This window comes from Paenibacillus sp. sg306046 (genome assembly GCF_059821225.1).
Window position 1 is genome coordinate 117,414 of the sequence record NZ_JCAMRT010000008.1, and the last position, 20,193, is coordinate 137,606.

Sequence of the window (20,193 nt, forward strand, 5' to 3'; positions counted from 1 at the left end):
ACAATTTCTTCTTGGCCCAAAACGTTCTATAATAAGTAAGCATGCCTTCTGTACATAAAATGTGCGGGAGGCCGGCTTGGAAAACGTGTGCATAACGGTTTGCCGTTGTGGGATCAAAGGAGGAGGCCGAACGTATGACCGGCAATGAAGCAAGCATGGAAAGTAAATACGAAAGGCTGCAACATATATTGCGTGATATGGGGAAGGTTGTGGTGGCGTTTTCCGGAGGGGTGGACAGCGCTTTCCTGCTGAAGGCGGCCTTGGATACGCTTGGCCCGGAGCATGTGCTGGCTATTACCGCAGACTCGGAGACGTATCCGGCTCGCGAGAAAGCGGAGGCGATTGCGCTGGCTCAGTCGCTGGGCGCGCCGCATGAGGTCATTCCGACCAGTGAGCTGAACATTCCTGGCTACGCCGAAAATCCGACAAACCGCTGCTATTTCTGCAAAAATTCGCTGTTCGACCATCTGATTCCGATTGCGGAGGCGAAGGGGTATTCCTATGTCGTGTTCGGCGCCATTGCCGACGACCTGGGCGAGCATCGTCCCGGCTTGCAGGCCGCCCATGAGCGCGGCGTACTTGCGCCGCTGCTGGAGGCAGGCATCCGCAAATCCGAAATCCGCCATATGTCCCGCCGCTTCGGGCTGGCGACCTGGGATAAGCCGTCCTTCGCCTGCCTGTCATCGCGTATCCCGTACGGCGAGGAAATTACAGCGCGCAAGCTGTCGATGATCGACCAGGCGGAGGACTTCATCATGCAGCTTGGCTTCCGTCAGGTACGCGTCCGCCAGCATGGCAATCTTGCCAGGATCGAGGTGGCGGCTGCCGATCTGGCCGAGCTGCTGCCGGTGGCGGAAACGGTGCACGCCAAGCTGCGCGAAATCGGCTACGACTATGTCACCCTGGACCTGCTTGGCTACCGCTCCGGCAGCCTGAACGAGGTGCTCCCGGCGGCGGAGCAGGCCGTGCATGCTTAACGAAAGCGGGAAGCAAGTCACGCGCAAGCCGGCCGTGTATATTACAAAGCCGATACCTGCCGACGTGCTTGATTATTTGCAGCAGCATACGGCTTGCCGGATGTGGGACGGACGGGGCGGCGCCTCGCGGGAGCAGCTGCTCGCCGAGCTTGGCGAGGTGGAAGGGCTGCTGATGCCCGGCGGCCTCGTCAACCGCGAGCTGCTGGATCGCGCGCCGAAGCTGCGGGCCGTCAGCACGATTTCGGTCGGGTATAACCACTTCGATCTGGAAGCGATGAACGAGCGCGGCGTGATCGGGACACATACGCCTTACGTGCTGGATGATACGGTGGCCGATCTGGTGCTTGGCTTGATGCTGTCCGCGTCGCGCCGCATCCCGGAGCTTGACGCCTATGTAAAGCGGGGAGAATGGCAGCGGGGCAAGGGACTGGCGGAAGAAGCGCTTTTCGGTCTCGATGTGCATCACCGGACGATTGGCTTGATCGGGCTGGGCCGGATCGGTGAAGCGATCGCCCAGCGCGCCGTGCATGGCTTTGGGATGAAGCTGCATTACCATAGCCGCACGCGCAAGCCGGAGGCCGAGCAGCAGTACGGCGCGGTGTACGGCAGCCTGGAGGAGGTGCTGCGGGAGGCGGACTTCGTTGTGCTGATGACGCCGCTGACGCCTGAAACCCGGCATATGATTCGCCGCGAGCATTTTGCGCTGATGAAGCCGACGGCGTTTTTCATCAATGCGTCGCGCGGTCAGACCGTGGACGAGGCGGCGCTGGTAGAGGCGCTGCAGAACGGCGTCATTCGCGGCGCAGGTCTTGATGTGTTTGATCCGGAGCCGCCGCAGCCGGACCATCCGCTGCTGGCGATGCCCCAGGTCGTAACGCTGCCGCATATCGGCTCGGCAACGTCGGCGACCCGCCGCGACATGGCGATGCTCGCTGCGCGCAATTTGGTCGAGGCGCTGCAAGGCGGGCGGCCGCCGCATGTGGTGCCGGAACTGCGGCATCTCGTTCGGGAGTAAGTCGAACGAGGCTGACGCCTCCGCACGTCGCTTCGTGGCAGAGATGTTAGCCTGCTGCGTGGCAGCGTGCTGTTCGCGCCGGCCATTGCCGTATGATCCGTCTGCTCCTCCAGAGCAGGCGGATTTTTGGCATACAGCCGCATGGGCAGGTTGGCGGCGGAACGACACGCTAGGCTGGAAAATTTGTCCGGCCCCTCTTTTGGCGGAACGTACAATCGGGTAAGATAGGAAGGGATTGGACGAACATCTAAAGAGGAGGCTGTTATGGGCAGCTTGTGGGCAATGATGAAAAAGGGCAATACGTCGTCTGCGGCGGCGGCGCTGGGCAATACGGGCATTGCTATTCTTAAGGGAGTGGCCGCCTCCTTCAGCGGGAGCGGGGCGATGTTTGCCTCCGCGATGCATTCAGTCGCTGACGCTGTGAATCAAGGCTTTGTTTTCGCGGGCAGCGTATGGGCGGAGAAGCAGCCGAACCGGCGTTTTCCGGCCGGATATGGCCGTGTGATCAACATTTTCTGCATGGTCGCGGTTATTGTCGTGACGATCATGGCGTATGAGACAATTAAAGAAGGCTGGCATCTGCTGATGCATCCTGCGGAAGCGCACAGCTTCTGGCTCAGCTTGGTTGTGCTGCTCATTTCAGTGGCCGTGGACGGCGCTATATTATTGAAGGCCATGAAGGAAATTGTCCGCGAAACGCGGGTAGAGGCAAGCGGCTGGGCCGTTATTCCAACCGCCTTCAAGCATGTCGGACGCGCAGCGCCGCCGACCCGGCTTGTATTTTATGAAGATATTGTGGCTACATCGGGTGCGCTGCTGGCGTTAATCGCTATCATCATTGCCGAGCTGACGCCGTTCAGGCTATTCGACGGGATTGCGACGATTTTGATCGGGATTCTGATGATTGGTGTCGCGTTTAAGGTCGGCTATGATAACATGGTCGGACTGATCGGGGTCGCTGCGCCGATTGAGGTGGAGAACAAGATCGCGGCGATTATTTTGCATGATCCGGATGTACGGGACATTAACAAGCTGCGCATTATTCAGGAGGGCCGCGCTTACCACGTTGAAGGCTACATCGAGCTGCGCGCCGGGCTGAGCTTGGCGGATGCGGACGATATTAAGTTCCGGGTGCGGGACCTGCTGCTTGCCGATCCGGATATTTCCGATGTGACGCTTGGTATTCTGGAGGATGACGGACGGCGCAGCTGGCAGCCGGAGCGGGCGACCGAGAAGCAGGCCTAGAGGCAGGATTAGAAGCAGGATTAGAAGCAGGTCTAGCAGCAGGTCTAGCAGCGATAATGCCTTCAAGATATTAGAAGCCGGAACAGCCGACGATCGTTTGCTGCGGGAAGGCTCAGACAACGACAAGGGGATAAAACGGAGTAGAGACGACGAATCAGAAGAAAAGCAGCGAAATATGGAAGCAAGTCAAACCGGAGGCGGCGCGCCTTCGGTTTTTGCTGGTTAATCCGAATGTGACGGAAGTAATCACGTCGTGCACGGCCTTGAAATTCGCCACAAATTGGATATAATTATCAGTGATAATCATTATCAAAATTGTAGGCAAAGCCGGTATTTACGCGCATTGCCAAAAAAGCAGGCCAACGGGTGAACGCAGGCCTGCCCGGCTAAGCTACTTGATCACTCGGCTACAAGCGGCGAAGCTTCGCCGTCGTAGAACAGCTTCAGCTCGTGGAGCGCGCGGGTGCAGCCGACATACAGAAGCTTGGCGTCCCAGGCGGTCGGCTCGTAATGCTCGCGGCTGGCGTCCACAATCAGCACGGCGTCAAATTCCAGCCCTTTGGACATGTAGACAGGCAGCACGGATACGCCGCCCTCGTAGTGCTGCTGCCCTGCGCCGATCCGGTGCACGGACGTGCAGCCTGCCTGCAGCAGCCGATCGTGAAGCTGCAGGCTTCGTGCTTCGGTGCGGGCCAGCACGGCAAGTGTTCCTTGCTCATTTGACGCGCGGAAGCGGCTAATTTCTGCGGTCAGCAGCTCGATCAGCTCGCTTTCGGCGGCATGGGTCACCGTCACTTCCTGACCGCTGCGGAACACGGGGACCGCCAGTGTCGGCGGCGGCTCGGGCGAGCGTTCCAGCACCCGGTTTGCGAAGTGGATAATTTCCATCGTAGACCGGTAGCTGCGGTTTAAGGTGAAGAACCCGCGCTGCTCCGCCGGGAACAGCTCCAGCAGCTCCTCCCAGCGCCGCACGCCCTGGTAGGCATGAATGCCTTGGGAGACGTCGCCGAGAATCGTAAAGGAGCCGTTTTTCGTATGCCGGTTCAGCAGCGCAACCTGGAAGGGCGAGAAGTCCTGCGCTTCGTCGATAACGGTATGATCGAAGCGATGGTCGCCGTGAATGCCGTGGAAGCGCTCGCGGATGAGCAGCAGGGCGGGCAAATCCTCCGGCTGTACCTGCTTCTTTTTCGCCAGACGGTAGGTCGCTTCACGCAGCGTGTCAGGCAAGCGGAAGGCGTCTTCCCCGGCAGCCGCCGGGGCGGCAAGTGGCGGCGCGTCCGCAGTCGGCGCAAACAGCTCCCGATAAAAGGCAAGCGGCGTGTAGGCGGCCCATCGTTTGCCGTATTCGCGCAGGCGGGTTGCGAGCTTCTTCTTATGCTCCTTGCGCAGATGGACTTCCCACACCTTGTCAAGCTCCATCTCGGCCCAGCGCTTGATCCGTGCGAGCACCCGCTCGCGCCGTTTCATCAGCGGCTCGTGTTTGTTTTCCACATCAAACCATTGCCGGATGGTGGCGGCGGGCAATCGTTTCCCGTCCCAAGGCTGGAAAGCGTCCACCTGGCCAGCGAGCTGCTCGTAATCGTCCAGTCGTTGTACGATCCACTTCATGTAGCGGAGCGAGCCTTTGATCCGTCCCGGGGCATCGTCATCCGCCTTGGGCCGGGCGGGCCCGACGGCAAACCAGGCATTCAGCTTGTCTGCCGGGTCAGGCAGCGTGACTTCATGATCGAGCAGCTCCAGCGCCCAGTCGCTGAACGTGGTCTGCTGAATATGGCCTACGCCCAGCTCTGGCAGCACGCGGGATATATAGTCCAGGAACATCCGGTTGGGGGCGAAAATAATCATGCGCTCCGCCTTGACCTGGTCCCGGTATTGATACAGTAAAAAGGCAAGCCGGTGCAGCGCAACCGTTGTTTTCCCGCTGCCTGCGACGCCTTGAATGACCAGCGCCTCGTTTTTGCCTGCTCGGATGATCGCATCCTGCTCGGCCTGGATCGTGGAGACGATGTCGCGCAGCTTGTTGTCCTTGTTTTCGCCAAGCCGATACAGCAAAAACTCATCGGTAACGGCCATTGCGTTTTGCTCGCGGTCGAACGTATCGACTACCCGTTGCAACATACGCTGGCGGATGGCCAGATTTCGTTTCAAATAAACGAGCCCTTCAATCGTGCCGTCGGGCGATTCGTAAGCAGCCGCATCCAGTCCGCCGGTAAAGGAATAGAAAAGACTGGCTACCGGGGCGCGCCAATCGACGACCAGCACATCAGGCGAGTTTGCTTTCTCCACGCCGAATTTGCCGATGTACAGCTGCGCAGGGCCGGGTTTGCCTGCCTCCTGAAAGTCGAGTCGGCCAAAATACGGCTCCGGTGTCGCATGCCGCAGATTGCGGCGCTTCTGCTCGCGGATGGATTCCAGGACCTGCTCCGACACAACATGACCGGTATAGCGCGGTATCGCTTCCAGCTGAAGCAGATGATCGTCCATATCGCAGATCGTCTGCTCCAGTCGCTGCAGTTCTTCTTGATAAGCTTGGTGCAAAGCGGTTTCCAACAGTGATTCCTCCCATTCGGTTGCAGGTTTCCAGCCATTGTAAGCTGGTTGACAGGAGAATGAGTATATCATAGATCGGAGCCGCGGGGCAATATGGATCAGACAACAAAAACCGGAAGCCTCAAGGCTCCCGGTTGCGACTCTAGATGCTTGAGAAGCAGGCCAAGCGGGAAGACTAATTGCCGTTGCGATGCTGCTCGCCGGGAAGCTTGCTCTCCGGATGGCCTCCGCCGTTGTGCTTGCGGTTTTTGTCGTCCTTGGCCTGGGTATCGTGGAGCTTATTGATGTATTGCTCCGTGGTGCCCTTCAAGTTGTCCTTCATGGGTACTCCCTCCTTCATTCAGTTGATTTCTATGCATCATGTTGAATAAGGATGGTCGCCGGACAGCCGGTGAAAGAAACCTGCGATCGTGGATCGTTTCCTCTATTCAACTTATATAGGTTGCCCGGCTTACGTTCGGAAGTATACCTGAAACCGGATGCATGAGGAAGCTGCACCTGTGACACCGAGCTAGCCTTCATCATTTAACGACTTATACAGCTGGCTCCATCTAACCATTAGCGCTGGTTGCTTCGAGCCCTAAAAACTCCAGGAGGTTTTACAAATGACGGACTACCGGATTGAAAAAGATACAATGGGCGAAATTCAAGTTCCGAATGACAAGCTGTGGGGCGCGCAAACGCAGCGGAGCCGCGAAAACTTCCGGATCGGCACCGAGCGGATGCCGCTGGAGGTTGTGCATGCCTTCGGCCTATTGAAAAAAACGGCTGCGCAAGCGAACCTGAAGCTTGGCAAGCTGGAGCAGGCCAAAGCCGACGCCATTGCCGCAGCCGCGGCAGAAGTGGTTGCAGGCGAATGGGACGAGCATTTCCCGCTTGTCGTCTGGCAGACGGGCAGCGGTACGCAATCCAACATGAACGCCAACGAGGTGATCGCCCGGCTGGCCAACCAGCGGCTGGAGCAGCAGGGGGCAGACGTCCGCATTCATCCGAATGATGATGTGAACCGTTCCCAGAGCTCCAACGATACGTTCCCGACCGCGATGCATATGGCCGGCGTGCTGGCGCTGCATCGCAGGCTGTTTCCCGCGCTGGCTGCGCTGAAGGAAACGCTGCAGCGCAAGTCGGAGGCATTTGCAGCTATTGTGAAAATTGGCCGTACGCATCTGCAGGACGCGACCCCGCTGACGCTGGGGCAGGAAATGAGCGGCTGGTGGGCGATGCTTGACAAAACCGAGCGGATGATCCGCCAAAGCATGGAGACGATGCACGAGCTGGCGATCGGCGGCACCGCCGTTGGCACCGGGCTGAACGCGCATCCGCAGTTCGGCGATACGACAGCGGCCGAGATTGCCCGTGAAACCGGCATTCCGTTCGTGTCGGCTGACAATAAGTTCCACGGACTGACCAGCCATGACCAGATCGTTTATACGCACGGCGCTTTGAAGGCGCTGGCGGCCGATCTGATGAAAATTGCCAATGATGTCCGTTGGCTTGCGAGCGGCCCGCGCAGCGGCATCGGCGAGCTGACGATTCCGGAAAATGAGCCGGGCAGCTCGATCATGCCGGGCAAGGTGAATCCGACTCAAAGCGAAGCGATGACGATGGTCGCATGCCAGGTGATGGGCAATGACGCGGCGATTGGCTTCGCGGCGAGTCAGGGCAATTTTGAGCTGAACGTGTTCAAGCCGGTTATTATTCATAATTTCCTGCAGTCCGTGCGGCTGCTGGCGGACGCGATGAACTCGTTCAACGAGCATTGCGCGGTCGGCATCGAACCGAACCACGCGGTCATTACGCGGCATCTGGAGCAGTCGCTGATGCTGGTCACGGCGTTGAACCCTCATATTGGATATGAGAGGGCGGCTTCCATCGCCAAAACGGCGCACAAGGAAGGCTTGACGCTGAAGGAAGCGGCCGTACGCAGCGGCTATTTGACCGCCGAGCGGTTCGATGAGGTCGTCAAGCCGGAGGATATGATTCATCCCAAGGCATAGTGGGTAACTATGGGATAGCTCCCGGGATTTCATGAGAGAGGCGCTTCCGATCCCTGTGAAGGGGAGGAGGCGTCTTTTTGTATACCCGCCCCATACATCGTTTAAAGCGCAGTGGCCCTGCCTATCATCTGCACAGCGGCACGGTGTATTTGCTAATCCGGCATCATGGACCGGCTTGCTCCTTTCATTAATAGGGCAGGCCATCCGGGCGTATAAGCCGGAGATCATCGTTCCAAAGCGCCGCTGGCCCGAGCATTCTCGTTCTTCCCGTGCTCAGTCTGACCGCGTATCGTCGGTTGCCTTGCTTTGGCAGGCTGTGGTAAGATGATCTCGTTATTTAGTACAATGTATTATAAAAAATCACGATTTACGTAGCCGGAGAAGGAAGGGATAATCGGATGATTGCTGCGCTTATTATCAGTTGTGAAATTGGATTCTGGGTATGTGTGGCCGCAGGCTTGTTTGCACGGTACGTGTGGCGGAAGCAGGGTCTTGGCATGGTGCTGTTGGCCTGCTCGCCGCTGATTGATCTGCTGCTGCTGGCTGTGACCGCTGTCGATCTGCAGCGTGGCGCGGCAGCCAACTGGTCGCATGCGCTGGCGGCCATTTATGTAGCCGTGTCCGTCGTGTACGGACACCGGATGATCCGCTGGGCCGACGCCCGGTTTGCGCACCGCTTTGCCGGGGGGCCCCGGCCGCTGCGCGCGCCTCGCTTTGGAGCGGCCCACGCCAGCCGTGAACGGCGGATGTGGCTGCTGCATGCGCTGGCGTGGGCGCTGGGCAGCGCGATCCTTTATGGATTGATTCTCTGGACGGGCGATGCGGCGCGGACGGACAGCCTGCGGCAGACGATTCGTCTGTGGGGGCTGATAGTCGGCATAGATTTCCTGATCAGCTTCAGCTATACGTTATGGCCGCGCAAGGAGAAAGCGCGCGCTTGACAGAACGGCGCCATCCACAGGCCGCGTCGAACTTGGCCGGGGTTTCCAGAGCGGGCGGGGTCAGCGGGCGTATCTGTGCGGCGAGGAGGGGCGAAGAGGCTCGGGGTGCACTTGCGGTTCCGAGTGCTGGGACGATCCGAAGCGGCTCGACATGCACTTGAGGTTCCGAGTGGCGGGACGATCCGAAGCACCCTTCGAGCAGTCGTTTCGGCGCAGCTGGGTCTGTCCACAGTCGGCAAAAAAAATACGCAAAACGGATAGGTCTTTGGATGGAAAATTTATAGCTTTACGGCTGCCGGATGATGTCGGGCCGTCGTGCAAGAAGCCGCCTGCCAAGCGGCTTCTTGCCGTTTTCAATCGTTTTCAACGCGTAATTTCAAGGGTCTGCGGGCCGCAAACTGTCCCGATTTGTCGATAAGTTTCACGTTGACAACCAGCGCCAGACACTATATATTGATATAAGTTTGTTTCGGATATCTACATATGGGTTAAATCGTCCATATCCTACATATGCGTCCTACCAGAGAGGCTGCAGAACGGCGTCTCGCAAGCGAGACACGAGCGCGATATCCGACATATTCGGAGCAGGGCTGTCGGCCCTCTCGACGCCCGCTGCGAAGCGACAGCGCCGGTTTCATACGGCGGGCTTGCCGCACGCTTCCGAATACATAGCTGCCGGCTTCGGCCGACGGGAGATTTTAGACAGGGGGATACCTCTTATGCTGGTTGTATACGATTCGAAAACAGGCAACGTGCGGCGGTTTATCCGCAAGCTGAATGTGCGCTCCGTGCAAATTGAGGACAGCCTGATCACACGCGAGCCGTTTGTGCTTGTCACCTATACGACGGGCTTCGGTCAAGTGCCTGATCGCGTAGCCGCCTTCCTGGAGCACAATGCGGAATACATACAAGGCGTAGCCGCCAGCGGCAACCGCAATTGGGGGACAAGCTTTGCGATCAGCGCCGACAAAATCGCCGCCGCCTACCAGGTGCCGATTTTGGCCAAGTTCGAGCTCGCGGGCACACAGCGGGATGTGCAACAATTTATGATGGGAGTGGACAACGTTGCGGCATATTGAACTCAATAACCTTCTGATGCAACGGGGGGCCGACGGATTTTTTCAGTTGGACAAGGACAGAGAAGCGGTACAATCGTTTATGGACGAGGTGTATGCGAAAAGCCTGTCGTTCGACAACCACCTGGCCAAGGTGCGCTACATGATTGAACAGGATTACTATGAGGACGTATTTGCGCACTATTCGCCTTCCGAGGTGGAGAGCGTGTACCGCATCACGCATGAGTACGGCTTCGAGTTTCCTTCCTATATGGCCGCTTCCAAGTTTTATACGGACTACGCGGTGAAAAGCAATGATCGCTCCGTTTACCTGGAGCATTACCCGGACCGGGTCGCGATTGTGGCGCTGTATCTGGGACACGGACGGTTTGACGTTGCGTGTACGCTCGCTTCCTCGATGATGGAGCAGCGGCTGCAGCCGGCGACGCCGACCTTCCTGAACGCAGGCAAAAGCCGCCGGGGCGAAATGGTATCCTGCTTCCTGCTGGAGATGGATGATGCGCTCAACTCGATCAACTACGTGCTGGCGACCTGCATGCAGCTGTCCAAAATCGGCGGCGGCGTAGCTGTCAATTTGTCCAAGCTGCGCGGGCGCGGCGAGCCGATCAAGGGCGTCGAGGGCGCAGCCAAGGGCATTATGCCGGTGCTCAAGCTGATGGAGGACGCGTTTTCCTATGCCGATCAGATGGGACAGCGCAAAGGCTCCGGCGCGGCGTACTACAACATTTTCGGCTGGGACCTGATGGAGTTTCTCGACAGCAAAAAAATCAACGCCGACGAAAAAACGCGGCTGCAGACGTTGTCCATCGGCCTGATCGTGCCGAACCGCTTCTACAAGCTGGCGGAGGACAATGAACCGCTGCATGTGTTTGCGCCATTTACCGTCTACAAGGCGTACGGCCGACATCTGGACGATATGGACCTTGATGAGATGTACGATACGCTGCTGGCGGATGACCGGGTGCGCAAGAAGGTGGTTATGAGCGCGCGCGACATGCTGGTGAAAATCGCGGCGATCCAGCTTGAATCCGGCTATCCGTACATCATGAACCGCAGCAATGCCAACAAGGCGCATGCGTTGAACGGCATCGGCAACATCAAGATGTCCAACCTGTGCACGGAAATTTTCCAGCTGCAGGAAACGTCGACGATCGGCGATTACGGCTATGGCGACCAGATTCGTCGTGACATCTGCTGCAACCTCGCTTCGCTGAACATTGTGAATGTGATGGAGCGCCGTAAGGTGCGCGAGTCGGTGCACGAGGGCATCGTGGCGCTGACGTCGGTCAGCGATATGACCGAGGTCGGCAATGCGCCGGGCGTCGCCAAGGCGAACCGCGAGCTGCATGCGGTCGGTCTTGGAGCGATGAACCTGCACGGTTATTTGGCGAAAAACCGGATCGCCTACGACAGCGCGGAGGCTCGTGATTTTGCCGGCGCGTTTTTCATGATGATGAACTATTATTCCCTGGAGAAAAGCGCGCAAATCGCGCGTGAAACGGGCAGAACGTTCGACGGCTTCGAGCTGTCGGATTATGCGAGCGGGGTTTACTTCGACCGGTATGTGACGACGGATTACACGCCGAAGACGGACAAGGTCAAGCAGCTGTTCGAGGGCATCCATGTACCGACGACGGACGACTGGCGGGCGCTTGGCGAGCAGGTGAAACGCGACGGGCTGTACCATGCCTACCGTCTGGCGATTGCGCCGACGCAAAGCATTTCGTATATCCAAAACGCGACCAGCAGCGTCATGCCGATTGTGGAGCAAATCGAAACGCGCACCTACGCAAACTCGACAACGTATTATCCAATGCCGTATATGGACCGCAACAATGTGTTCTATTATAAGTCGGCTTACCAGACAGACCAGTTCAAGGTGCTGGACCTGATCGCCGAAATCCAGTCGCATATCGACCAGGGCGTTTCTACCGTGCTGCACGTGAACAGCGACGTGACGACACGCCAGCTGGCGCGCTACTATATTTACGCGGCCCGCAAAGGCCTCAAATCGTTGTATTACACCCGAACGAACCGGCTGTCGGTTGAGGAATGCCTGAGCTGCTCGGTTTAACGCATAAGATACAGAAAGGGGCGCCTGCAAGGATGAGCGTCTTCAAAGCCGTAAATTGGAACAGACCCGACGATGATTTCTCCATCACGTTCTGGAACCAGAACCTGATGCAGTTTTGGACCGATGAGGAGATTCCGTTGTCTGATGATAAAATGTCCTGGATTACGCTAAGCGCGGAGCAACGGGATACGTACAAAAAGGTGCTGGGCGGGCTGACGCTGCTCGATACGGTGCAGGGCGGAATCGGTATGCCCAAGCTGCTGGAGCATGTCGAAGGGCTGCAGCGCAAAGCGGTGCTTGGCTTCATGGGTATGATGGAGCAAATTCACGCGAAGTCGTACAGCAGCATTTTCACGACGCTGGCGACGACGGAGGAAATCGACGAGGTGTTCCGCTGGGTGGAGCAAAACCCGCATCTGCAGCTCAAGGCGGAGACGATTTCGCAATATTACCAAAGCATTGAGACGCCCAAAGGGCTGTACCTGGCGATGGCCGCTTCCGTGCTGCTGGAAAGCTACCTGTTTTATAGCGGATTTTTTTACCCGCTGTATTTGGCGGGGCAGGGGAAAATGACGAGCAGCGGCGAGATCATCGACCTTATTTTGCGCGACGAAAGTATTCATGGCCTGTACGTCGGCGTGCTGGCGCAGGAGGTGTACGCCGGCTTGTCCGAGGACGAGCAGGATGAGGCGCTGGAGACGCTGCAAGGGCTGCTGCGTTATTTGCATGCGAACGAGGAGCAGTATACGGAGCAGCTGTATGCGCCGATCGGTTTGGCTGAGGATGTCAAGGTGTTTCTGCGCTATAACGCCAATAAGGCGATGATGAACCTCGGGCAGGAGCCGCTGTTTGACGAAGAAGACATCAACCCGATCGTGCTGAACGGAATCAGCACCCGGACGAAGCAGCATGACTTTTTCTCGAAAAAAGGCAATGGTTACGTACGCACGCTTCATATGGAAGCTTTGACCGATGATGATTTCCGATTCGATTAAGCAGTTCGTGTTCCTATTATATAGAAGAAAACCCCTGCCTGAACTGGGCGGGGGCTTTTTCGTGAGCGCATGGGCGGCTCGGGAGCGATTCCCGAAACGCGGATCAAGCTGTCGCCCGGGCGAACACGATGAAAAATACCATGATTTCCGCCAGGATGACGGTTGGCGACACTTGGACGAGCAAATCGAGTACAAACAAGGCTGCAAGCAGCGCGGTCAAGGACACAACGACTTGCCGACTCGTGCGGAAGTGGCTGAACTTGTAGCGATGGAACACCAGCATCACCGACAGGAAGTAAATCAGCACCGAAGCAAACGTAAAGATGAGCAGCGGCGTATATGGCAATTGCTCCTTATACAACAGCTGAATCGAGGCGGCGATCATGCTGAGCGAGAAAAAGACAAACAGATGCCCATAGATGATCGTCTGTCCTGCGGTCTGCTTCGACTTGTCCACCCGTTTCTCGACATTTTCGAAGTATTGCCACCAGATCGCGATGACCAACATAAAAGCCAGCGCGGCGAATACGATGGAGGAAGCTGTGAACCGATCCGTCTGGAGAATGGCCAGCATGCTGATCAGCGATTCCCCGAGTAAAATAAGCGTAAACAGCGCAAAACGCTCCAGCACATGCGCCGTATGAAGCGGAGTGACGATCAGCTTGCGGCGGCCGATCAGCGGCACGGCAATATCGACGGCAATCCCGGCGTACAAAATCGCATAACGCAGCCATGAATCAGCCAGCAAGGAGCTGGCGGAAATTGCGATCCCAATCCAGAAGAACGTTCCGAAAAACCGGGCCGTATCTTGACGATGGCCGGTTTCGGTTCGCGCAGTTAGCGCATACTGAATGGCGGTCAAGCAGCGCAGGCCGATATAGCCGGTTAAAAAGGGGGCATAATTCGCATCAAAATCGGCATCCAGACTGGCGGTCATAATGAGCACGAAAAACAGCTCCAGCGCCATAAATACTCGCTGCACCGTCGAATCGCGGCCATACCGGTTGTTGTAGACGGATTGTCCGACCCAGGCCCACCAGATCGGGACAAAAATCAGCAGGAAGGTGCCGAGCTGAGGCAGCGACAGATGACCGTCATGCTCCAGATGCAATAAGACATGGGTGGCTTTGGAAACGGCTGCTACAAATAGCAGATCGTAAAACAGCTCAAGCCACGTTACCTTTTTTTCAAAGCCGTGTTCAGACATAAGTACATTCCTTTCTCCAACGATTCTCCGCCTTCATTGTACAGGTTTTCCGCTCGTCTGTCTGCGTGCAATTCGAACCGGCTTCAACACAGAAAAACAGGGCTGCCCTCCAGGCCGCAAGATGACCAGGAAAGACAGCCCTTCATGTATTGGGGAAATAGCTAAAACCAGTTTAACTAGCTCGGAACATCTGAGGTCCTCTCGGCTGATCTCCCCCAGCGTTCGGTTCTAAGGTGATTTTAATCGAGTTTAATGGTAAGGTTTGATTTGTCAAAGGGACAGACAGCACAGCGATTCCCTGCTTATTGTCAATTCTCATCCTGCCGGCGCTTTGACTTCCATTCTCATGCTCCAACCAGACTTGATAAACTTCGTCGCCGGTCGTTGGCGGCGTATTAAATAAATAGACCACAAACTGCTTGGCGGACCCGCTTTCGACGATACACGCCACTCCATACCCGCTGCTTTTGTTCATGGCTTCGAGGCGCACCGCCTGTTTTACTTGGGAGGCTGGCAGGCTCAGAGCATGCTCTATAGTCATGGGAGGCCTGGACCGCTCTTGAACTAAAAGCACATTTCCCAATAAGCTGGCGATGAAAAGAATAAAGAAGGAAGCCGCAACAGTTTTAACAGGCCATCCGGCAAATCGTTAATTTGCTTTAGGGGAGGTCTCGGTCGCAAATGCGGCATTCATAACCTGTTGTTTTAAATCCACCGGCAATTCGACTTGCTCCATGCTCAAAGGAATCGTCTCCCAGACTAAATGTAGCTCTTCAAGCTCGATCTGACATGCTTCACAGGTGGCGAGGTGTCGTTCAAAAATGTCCTGTTCTTCTTTGCTGCAAGCTCCGGACACATACTCGATGATGAATTCACAAGGGCAATTGTGCTGCATCAGGCTGTATCCTTGCCAATAAAAATGCTCAAGCAGCTCAATTTGCTGATCGGACAAATAACGGCTCATCCCCTTGATTTGATCCTTCAGCAGATGCTTCTCCAAATGATTTTCAGGCGAAGCTTCCTTGGGATCAGCGACTTGCTCCAGCTTCTCGGGGAGATAAGAAACGAGACTCGTGACCTGCCGGCGTTGTTGACGCAGCCAATCGGTCGATACATTGCGGGTAATGGTTAACACCCAGCTTTTGAACTGACCTTTGTCGGGATCATAGTCGGATTCGGTTGTCCAAATTCGTACAAAGACAGATTGCACAACCTCGCGTACGGCCTCTTCATTTTTAAGCGATCGCCAAGCAAACGAATAGATCAAGGTGGCATACCGATCATAAAGCTCGGAGAATGCTTCCTGTTTTTTTGTTTGACAAGCAGCATCAATTCATAATCGGAATGATTCTGCATCCGAAAAGCCCCCCAGATCTCCCATAAAATACATTCGTCGAAAAACTGCACATGGAGTCTAGCTAGAAATGATCTTAATCACTTGTTTCACGCTCCGTGGCAGACAGCTTTTTATCCGTACGGGGCAAGGCTTCACTCGCTTTCCAATAGTTTGGCCTTCAAGAACGCTCGGCTATCGCTCACTTTCCGGCCGTTGAACCGGAGAAGGTAGCTGGGTTCACGACGAACCAGACATTGTTCAGCTTGTGGCCGTTTAGGTCTCCGGCAGATTTATCGCCAATGAACGTATACAATGGATATCCTTTATACGTCGTCTGATTGCTTCCGTCCGAACGCTTGATAGAGCCAAAGCTCTCTTTGGACAAAGTGGAGGGAACGCTTCCTTCCTCCATGCTGAATGCCGGCCAATTGGCAAGGCACTGGTTTTCACAGACACTCTTGCCGGGGATATCTTTATCAAAATAATACAACGTTTGTCCAGCCGTAGTTGTCAAATAATCACCTAACTGCTTATCCGTTCCGATCATCACGGAATAATCCGGCTTTGCTACAAACCACGCGTTTGCAACAGCCTCCCCGTTCACATCGCCGAACATCTTATCCTGGCTAAAGGAATACAACGGATGTCCCTTGTACATCCATTGCTGTTTTCCGTCTTCGCGACTCAACAATGTAAAGGCGGATGCTTCAAGCGCAGGAGGAATGATCAAGCTTTCGGAAGCAAACACGGGCCAATGCTCCAGACAGACGCCCGTGCACGAGTTTGGGTCTGGAATATCCTTGGTAAACACATACACAGCGCGGCCCTGTTCATCGGTGAAATACATGCCTAGCTTGTCATTAGTCCGTACGTCGATCCGGTGGCTGTTTCGTAAGGCGTCCGCCTGGATTACTCCGCTCGACCGCAGCCTGTCCAATAACGAATGCCCCTGCGCCGTTGTGCCCGACAGAGCTTCTACCAAGGCAGTCGCAATATGTTGATTTGTCAGCAGCGTGTTCCCGGCAATTAAAGAGAGACCTTTACCGGCAGCGAATGCTTCGGTGTGGGCATACTGGAAATCTGTTCCTGCGCGATAGCCCTTTGCTTCCAGCATGACTTTATACAATTGTTGAGAGCTGATGAGGGCAAGCGGATCAAATTTATCATCACTTGTCCCTGACCATCCCGCCTCAGGGTGGTCCTTCAAATAAGTTAAAATCGACTGGTTATTTTCTTGTACAAGGTCAGCGTCAGCAAACCTGACGGCCGCCTCGATAGGCGATTGCCTCCTCCAGCTTTCCTTGCAGGCGAAGGGAGATAATGGCGGCTTGCATACGCGTGCTGCGTTTGGCCAAATACGCGTCATTCACACCCTGCCCTTCTCCGGCGACACGAACGGTTTGATAGCTTGAAAATTTTCTCGTAAATGGCCAAAAGAACCCTCAAATCCACACCTAAAGTGGAGATGAAGGTTCTGTTCCTTCGGAGATCGGGCTACAGGAGCTGTTCAATGCTGGACTGGATATCATCCATTGATGCAATCGGCTCAAACCGTTTGACCACATGCCCTTCGGCGTCAATAAGGAATTTCGTGAAGTTCCACTTAATGGAATCCCCATGCAGCCATTCCGGCGTTTTATCGGTAATCATCAGCTTCAACAGCTTCGCCTGAATGTTGGATTCGTCGAATCCGCCAAACGGGCCCGACTTTTTCAAAAAATCGTACAGCGGATGGGCGTCATTGCCGTTTACGTCGATTTTGGCGAACATCGGGAATTTGACCCCATAATTAATCTGGCAAAATGACGCGGCCTCTTCGCTCGATCCAGGCTCCTGCTCCGCAAATTGATTGCAGGGAAAGCCGATGATCTGCAGCCCCTGGTCCTTGTACTGGTCATACAGCTTCTGCAGATCGTCAAATTGGTGGGTATATTTGCATTTGCTTGCCGTGTTGACGATCAAAACCGGCTTGCCTTCGTATTGATAGAGCGGAAAGCGTACGCCGCCGGGCTTTGTAACCGTAAAATCGTAGATCGTTGTCATGAGTAAGTTGGCACCTCGCATTTTTAAGTGGGTCAAGCCTGCCGCAGCGAGCGGTCTATGGTAATTCATTATAGGCCATGAAGCTGCGGAGTGGAAGACTGCGCAGGCTTGCGCGGTCAGCGCAACCGCATTATTTACAGACCGGATGGCAAATGCTATAATACGTGTACATCTGACAGTGTCCATTTATGGCCCAGAGCATTCGCATCTTGGGCCTTTTTTGTCTGCGATTTTGGCGGCCTGTCTGGCGTGGGGATAGACCGATGAAGGAGCGATTGACTGATGAAGACGTTGATTATTGCCGAGAAGCCTGATATGGGGCGGAATATCGCGGCTGCAATCGAACCGAAAGCTAAAAACAACCGCACCTATCTGGAAGGCGAGCGTTATATTATTACTTGGGCGATTGGGCATTTGCTTGGTCTGGCCGAGCCGGATGCTTATGATGATAAATATAAGAAGTGGAATATTCAGGACCTGCCGATCATTCCGGATACGTTCAAGCTTGTTCCGAACCCGCGTACGCGGGATCAGCTCAAGGTTATCAAGGAGCTGGCCCAACGCTGCGACAGCCTGGTTAACGCCTGCGACGCCGGGCGCGAGGGGCAGCATATTTTTTCACTGATCCAGCGCCATCTTCGGCTGAAGCAGCCGGTCAAACGGCTGTGGATATCGGATTTGACGCCGGAAACGATCCGCAAAGGCTTCGGCGAGCTGCGTCCCGGCGCAGATTTCGATCCGCTGACACGGGCGGCGCGCGCCCGCAGCGAGGCGGATTGGCTGATCGGCATGAACGGGTCCCGCGCCTTCACGACGAAGCACCGGGAGCTGCTGTCGGTTGGGCGGGTGCAGACCCCTGTGCTGGCTATTTTGCATGACCGGCAGAAGGAAATAGAAGCCTTCAAATCGAGTAAATATTATGAGGTGGAGGCGTCGTTTGCCCAGGAGCAGACGGAGTACCGAGGTTTGTGGCAAGGCGAGCGGCTGACCGACAAGGAGAAGGCCGAGGCGCTGGCGGCGAAGGTAAAGGGCAAGCCGGGCCGGATCGCCAGCTATGATATTAAGGATACGAAGGAGTATCCGTTTAAGCTGTATGATCTGACGCTGCTGCAGCGGGAGGCGAACGCGAAATTTGGCTTTTCCGCCAAGAAGACGCTCGATGTCGCTCAGGCGCTGTATGAAAAGCACAAGGCGATCAGCTATCCGAGAACGAATTCCAACTATGTGACGGAGCAAAATGTGCCGGACATGCATCGCACGCTGGAGAAGCTCAAGCAGACCGGATACGCGGCGCTTGCCGGACAAGCGAACAAGCAGCTGGTGCATACCGGAAACCGGGCCGTGTGCAACCCGTCGAAGGTCGAGGATCACCACGCGATTTTACCGACGCACAAGATGCCGGGCGCGCTTGCTCCCGACGAGAAGAAGCTGTACGATTTGATCGTCAAACGGTTTTTGGCGCATTTTTTTCCGCCTGCGTTGTATAAAGTTCATACGGTGCTGACGGTGTGCGAGGACCAAACGTTTAAAAGCATCGTGAAGCAGGAGCTGTCGCCTGGCTGGAAGATTGTATATGCCGGCGACGCGAAGGAAAACCAGAAGGAAGGCGCGAAGGACGCGAAGCCGACCTCCCGTGGCGGGAAAAAAACGGGCGAGCACGAGGACGACAACGAGCCGGCAGAGGAAGAGACGACGTTGGCTTTTAAGCTGGATGCCGCTTCCGGCGTGTTATGCCGCAAGTCTGCGGCCAAGGAAAAGGAAACAAAGCCGCCGAAGGCGTATACCGAGGGTACGTTATTGAAGGCGATGGAAAGCGCGGGCAAGCAAATCGAAGACGAGGAGCTGCGCGACGCGATGAAGGATTCCGGTCTTGGCACGCCTGCGACGCGCGCATCGGTCATCGAGCGGCTCAAGCAGGTCGGCTACGTCGTCATGCAGGGCAAGCGGATTGAAATTACGCTCAAGGGGCGGATGGCCGTTGAGCTGATTCGCGGCGCAGGCGTCGAACTGCTCACCTCGCCGGAGATGACAGGCCAATGGGAGCGGCGTTTGAACGAAATCGCGCGCGGCGCGGCGTCAGACGAGACGTTTATGCAAAACGTCAAGCGATTTACGGTGTCGATCGTGGACAAAGTACGCGCCCAGCAGCCGGCGGAAAAGCAAGCCTTCGGCACGGAGGGCGATGCTCGGCAGGAGAAAAAGCAGCCCGCAAAGCGGCGCAGCACAGCGAAAGCAGGCGCCGCGGCCGACCCGGAGACGGGAGGCGGGCAAGCAGCGCCGAAGCGGCGCAGCACGGCGAAAGCAGGCGCCGCGGCCGACCCGGAGGCGGGGAGCGGACAAGCAGCGACGAAGCGGCGCAGCACGGCGAAAGCGAGCAGTGCCGCCGTGCCCGTGCAAGCGGCCAGCTCCCAGCCACAGCAGACAGCGGCTGGGATCGAGGGATATGCACCGCTGGGCGCCTGTCCGCGTGCGGGCTGCTCAGGCCGGATCATTCGCGGCAAGCGCGGTTACGGATGCAGCGCCTACAAATCAGGCTGTGCGTTTGTCATTTGGAAGGACAGCTTTGGCGCTTCATTGACGGATACGGCTGTCGCCTATTTGCTCCGGCATGGGAAAACGGCTCGCATGCGGTTGAAAAACAGCGGAGGCGGCTGGATGGAGGGCAGCATCGTACTGCTGAACCGCAATACCGGCGAGCTCGGAATTGAGCCGATGGGTGGCGCGGGAACATAAGCTG

At 56.2% G+C, this 20,193-nt stretch carries 16 protein-coding genes; 9 read left to right on the top strand and 7 right to left on the bottom strand.

Annotated elements, in window-relative coordinates:
- The first annotated feature begins 134 nt into the window (after positions 1-134).
- The 3 genes from larE to AC6ROY_RS10520 all read left to right on the top strand — a co-directional run bounded on the left by larE (position 135) and on the right by AC6ROY_RS10520 (position 3,237).
- Entirely contained in the window at positions 135-977 is an 843-nt protein-coding gene (gene larE / locus AC6ROY_RS10510; protein ID WP_500100302.1) for an ATP-dependent sacrificial sulfur transferase LarE, read from the top strand.
- Positions 970-1,992, top strand: coding sequence for a 2-hydroxyacid dehydrogenase (locus AC6ROY_RS10515; RefSeq protein WP_500100303.1), 1,023 nt, complete (start codon positions 970-972; stop codon positions 1,990-1,992). The genes larE and AC6ROY_RS10515 overlap by 8 nt, the downstream gene beginning before the upstream one ends.
- A gap of 264 nt (positions 1,993-2,256) precedes the next feature.
- Complete coding sequence (locus AC6ROY_RS10520) at positions 2,257-3,237, top strand: cation diffusion facilitator family transporter (RefSeq protein WP_500100304.1); 981 nt, start codon at positions 2,257-2,259, stop codon at positions 3,235-3,237.
- 399 nt (positions 3,238-3,636) lie between these two features.
- Here AC6ROY_RS10520 and AC6ROY_RS10525 read toward each other — a convergent pair whose 3' ends face one another.
- Positions 3,637-5,787 carry a HelD family protein gene (locus AC6ROY_RS10525; RefSeq protein WP_500100305.1) on the bottom strand — a complete coding sequence of 717 codons (2,151 nt, stop codon included), beginning with the start codon at positions 5,785-5,787 and terminating at the stop codon, positions 3,637-3,639.
- Between the two features lie 175 nt (positions 5,788-5,962).
- Positions 5,963-6,109, bottom strand: a complete 147-nt coding sequence (locus tag AC6ROY_RS10530) for a DUF4023 domain-containing protein (RefSeq protein WP_500100306.1) — start codon at positions 6,107-6,109, stop codon at positions 5,963-5,965.
- Positions 6,110-6,392: 283 nt separating this feature from the next.
- On the opposite strand from AC6ROY_RS10530, the gene fumC reads away from it, so the two are divergent.
- The 5 genes from fumC (at position 6,393) to nrdF (ending at position 12,870) form a co-directional block, all read left to right on the top strand.
- Positions 6,393-7,784 carry a class II fumarate hydratase gene (gene fumC, locus AC6ROY_RS10535; RefSeq protein ID WP_500100307.1) on the top strand — a complete coding sequence of 464 codons (1,392 nt, stop codon included), beginning with the start codon at positions 6,393-6,395 and terminating at the stop codon, positions 7,782-7,784.
- A 398-nt stretch (positions 7,785-8,182) separates the two neighbouring features.
- Positions 8,183-8,725: a hypothetical protein gene (locus AC6ROY_RS10540; protein ID WP_500100308.1), complete on the top strand. Its 543-nt coding sequence runs from the start codon at positions 8,183-8,185 to the stop codon at positions 8,723-8,725.
- A gap of 719 nt (positions 8,726-9,444) precedes the next feature.
- Positions 9,445-9,804, top strand: coding sequence for a class Ib ribonucleoside-diphosphate reductase assembly flavoprotein NrdI (gene nrdI, locus AC6ROY_RS10545; RefSeq protein ID WP_500100310.1), 360 nt, complete (start codon positions 9,445-9,447; stop codon positions 9,802-9,804).
- Positions 9,791-11,875 (top strand): class 1b ribonucleoside-diphosphate reductase subunit alpha, encoded by a 2,085-nt coding sequence (gene nrdE / locus AC6ROY_RS10550; protein WP_500100312.1) that lies wholly within the window; start codon positions 9,791-9,793, stop codon positions 11,873-11,875. The genes nrdI and nrdE overlap by 14 nt, the downstream gene beginning before the upstream one ends.
- Positions 11,876-11,907: 32 nt before the next feature.
- Positions 11,908-12,870, top strand: a complete 963-nt coding sequence (gene nrdF / locus AC6ROY_RS10555) for a class 1b ribonucleoside-diphosphate reductase subunit beta (protein ID WP_500100313.1) — start codon at positions 11,908-11,910, stop codon at positions 12,868-12,870.
- Positions 12,871-12,973: 103 nt separating this feature from the next.
- Here the strand turns inward: nrdF and AC6ROY_RS10560 are convergent, their stop codons facing one another.
- From AC6ROY_RS10560 to AC6ROY_RS10580, 5 genes are all read right to left on the bottom strand, one after another.
- Entirely contained in the window at positions 12,974-14,077 is a 1,104-nt protein-coding gene (locus tag AC6ROY_RS10560) for a low temperature requirement protein A (RefSeq protein WP_500100314.1), read from the bottom strand.
- Between the two features lie 172 nt (positions 14,078-14,249).
- Complete coding sequence (locus tag AC6ROY_RS10565; protein WP_500100315.1) at positions 14,250-14,651, bottom strand: anti-sigma factor; 402 nt, start codon at positions 14,649-14,651, stop codon at positions 14,250-14,252.
- Between the two features lie 75 nt (positions 14,652-14,726).
- Positions 14,727-15,344, bottom strand: a complete 618-nt coding sequence (locus AC6ROY_RS10570) for a sigma-70 family RNA polymerase sigma factor (RefSeq protein WP_500100317.1) — start codon at positions 15,342-15,344, stop codon at positions 14,727-14,729.
- A 268-nt stretch (positions 15,345-15,612) separates the two neighbouring features.
- A complete protein-coding gene (locus AC6ROY_RS10575) occupies positions 15,613-16,779 on the bottom strand; it encodes a hypothetical protein (protein ID WP_500100318.1) in 1,167 nt (388 codons plus the stop codon).
- A 128-nt stretch (positions 16,780-16,907) separates the two neighbouring features.
- Positions 16,908-17,456 carry a glutathione peroxidase gene (locus AC6ROY_RS10580; RefSeq protein ID WP_500100319.1) on the bottom strand — a complete coding sequence of 183 codons (549 nt, stop codon included), beginning with the start codon at positions 17,454-17,456 and terminating at the stop codon, positions 16,908-16,910.
- 282 nt (positions 17,457-17,738) lie between these two features.
- On the opposite strand from AC6ROY_RS10580, the gene AC6ROY_RS10585 reads away from it, so the two are divergent.
- A complete protein-coding gene (locus AC6ROY_RS10585) occupies positions 17,739-20,189 on the top strand; it encodes a DNA topoisomerase 3 (protein ID WP_500100320.1) in 2,451 nt (816 codons plus the stop codon).
- Positions 20,190-20,193 lie beyond the last annotated feature (4 nt).

Bases quoted from the DNA above. Each gene is read 5' to 3' on its own strand.
- larE (WP_500100302.1), top strand. From the start codon at position 135: ATGACCGGCAATGAAGCAAGCATGGAAAGTAAATACGAAAGGCTGCAA.
- AC6ROY_RS10520 (WP_500100304.1), top strand. From the start codon at position 2,257: ATGGGCAGCTTGTGGGCAATGATGAAAAAGGGCAATACGTCGTCTGCG.
- AC6ROY_RS10575 (WP_500100318.1), bottom strand. From the start codon at position 16,779: ATGACGCGTATTTGGCCAAACGCAGCACGCGTATGCAAGCCGCCATTA.
- fumC (WP_500100307.1), top strand. From the start codon at position 6,393: ATGACGGACTACCGGATTGAAAAAGATACAATGGGCGAAATTCAAGTT.
- nrdI (WP_500100310.1), top strand. From the start codon at position 9,445: ATGCTGGTTGTATACGATTCGAAAACAGGCAACGTGCGGCGGTTTATC.
- AC6ROY_RS10580 (WP_500100319.1), bottom strand. From the start codon at position 17,456: ATGACAACGATCTACGATTTTACGGTTACAAAGCCCGGCGGCGTACGC.
- AC6ROY_RS10585 (WP_500100320.1), top strand. From the start codon at position 17,739: ATGAAGACGTTGATTATTGCCGAGAAGCCTGATATGGGGCGGAATATC.
- AC6ROY_RS10515 (WP_500100303.1), top strand. From the start codon at position 970: ATGCTTAACGAAAGCGGGAAGCAAGTCACGCGCAAGCCGGCCGTGTAT.
- AC6ROY_RS10560 (WP_500100314.1), bottom strand. From the start codon at position 14,077: ATGTCTGAACACGGCTTTGAAAAAAAGGTAACGTGGCTTGAGCTGTTT.
- AC6ROY_RS10540 (WP_500100308.1), top strand. From the start codon at position 8,183: ATGATTGCTGCGCTTATTATCAGTTGTGAAATTGGATTCTGGGTATGT.
- nrdF (WP_500100313.1), top strand. From the start codon at position 11,908: ATGAGCGTCTTCAAAGCCGTAAATTGGAACAGACCCGACGATGATTTC.
- AC6ROY_RS10530 (WP_500100306.1), bottom strand. From the start codon at position 6,109: ATGAAGGACAACTTGAAGGGCACCACGGAGCAATACATCAATAAGCTC.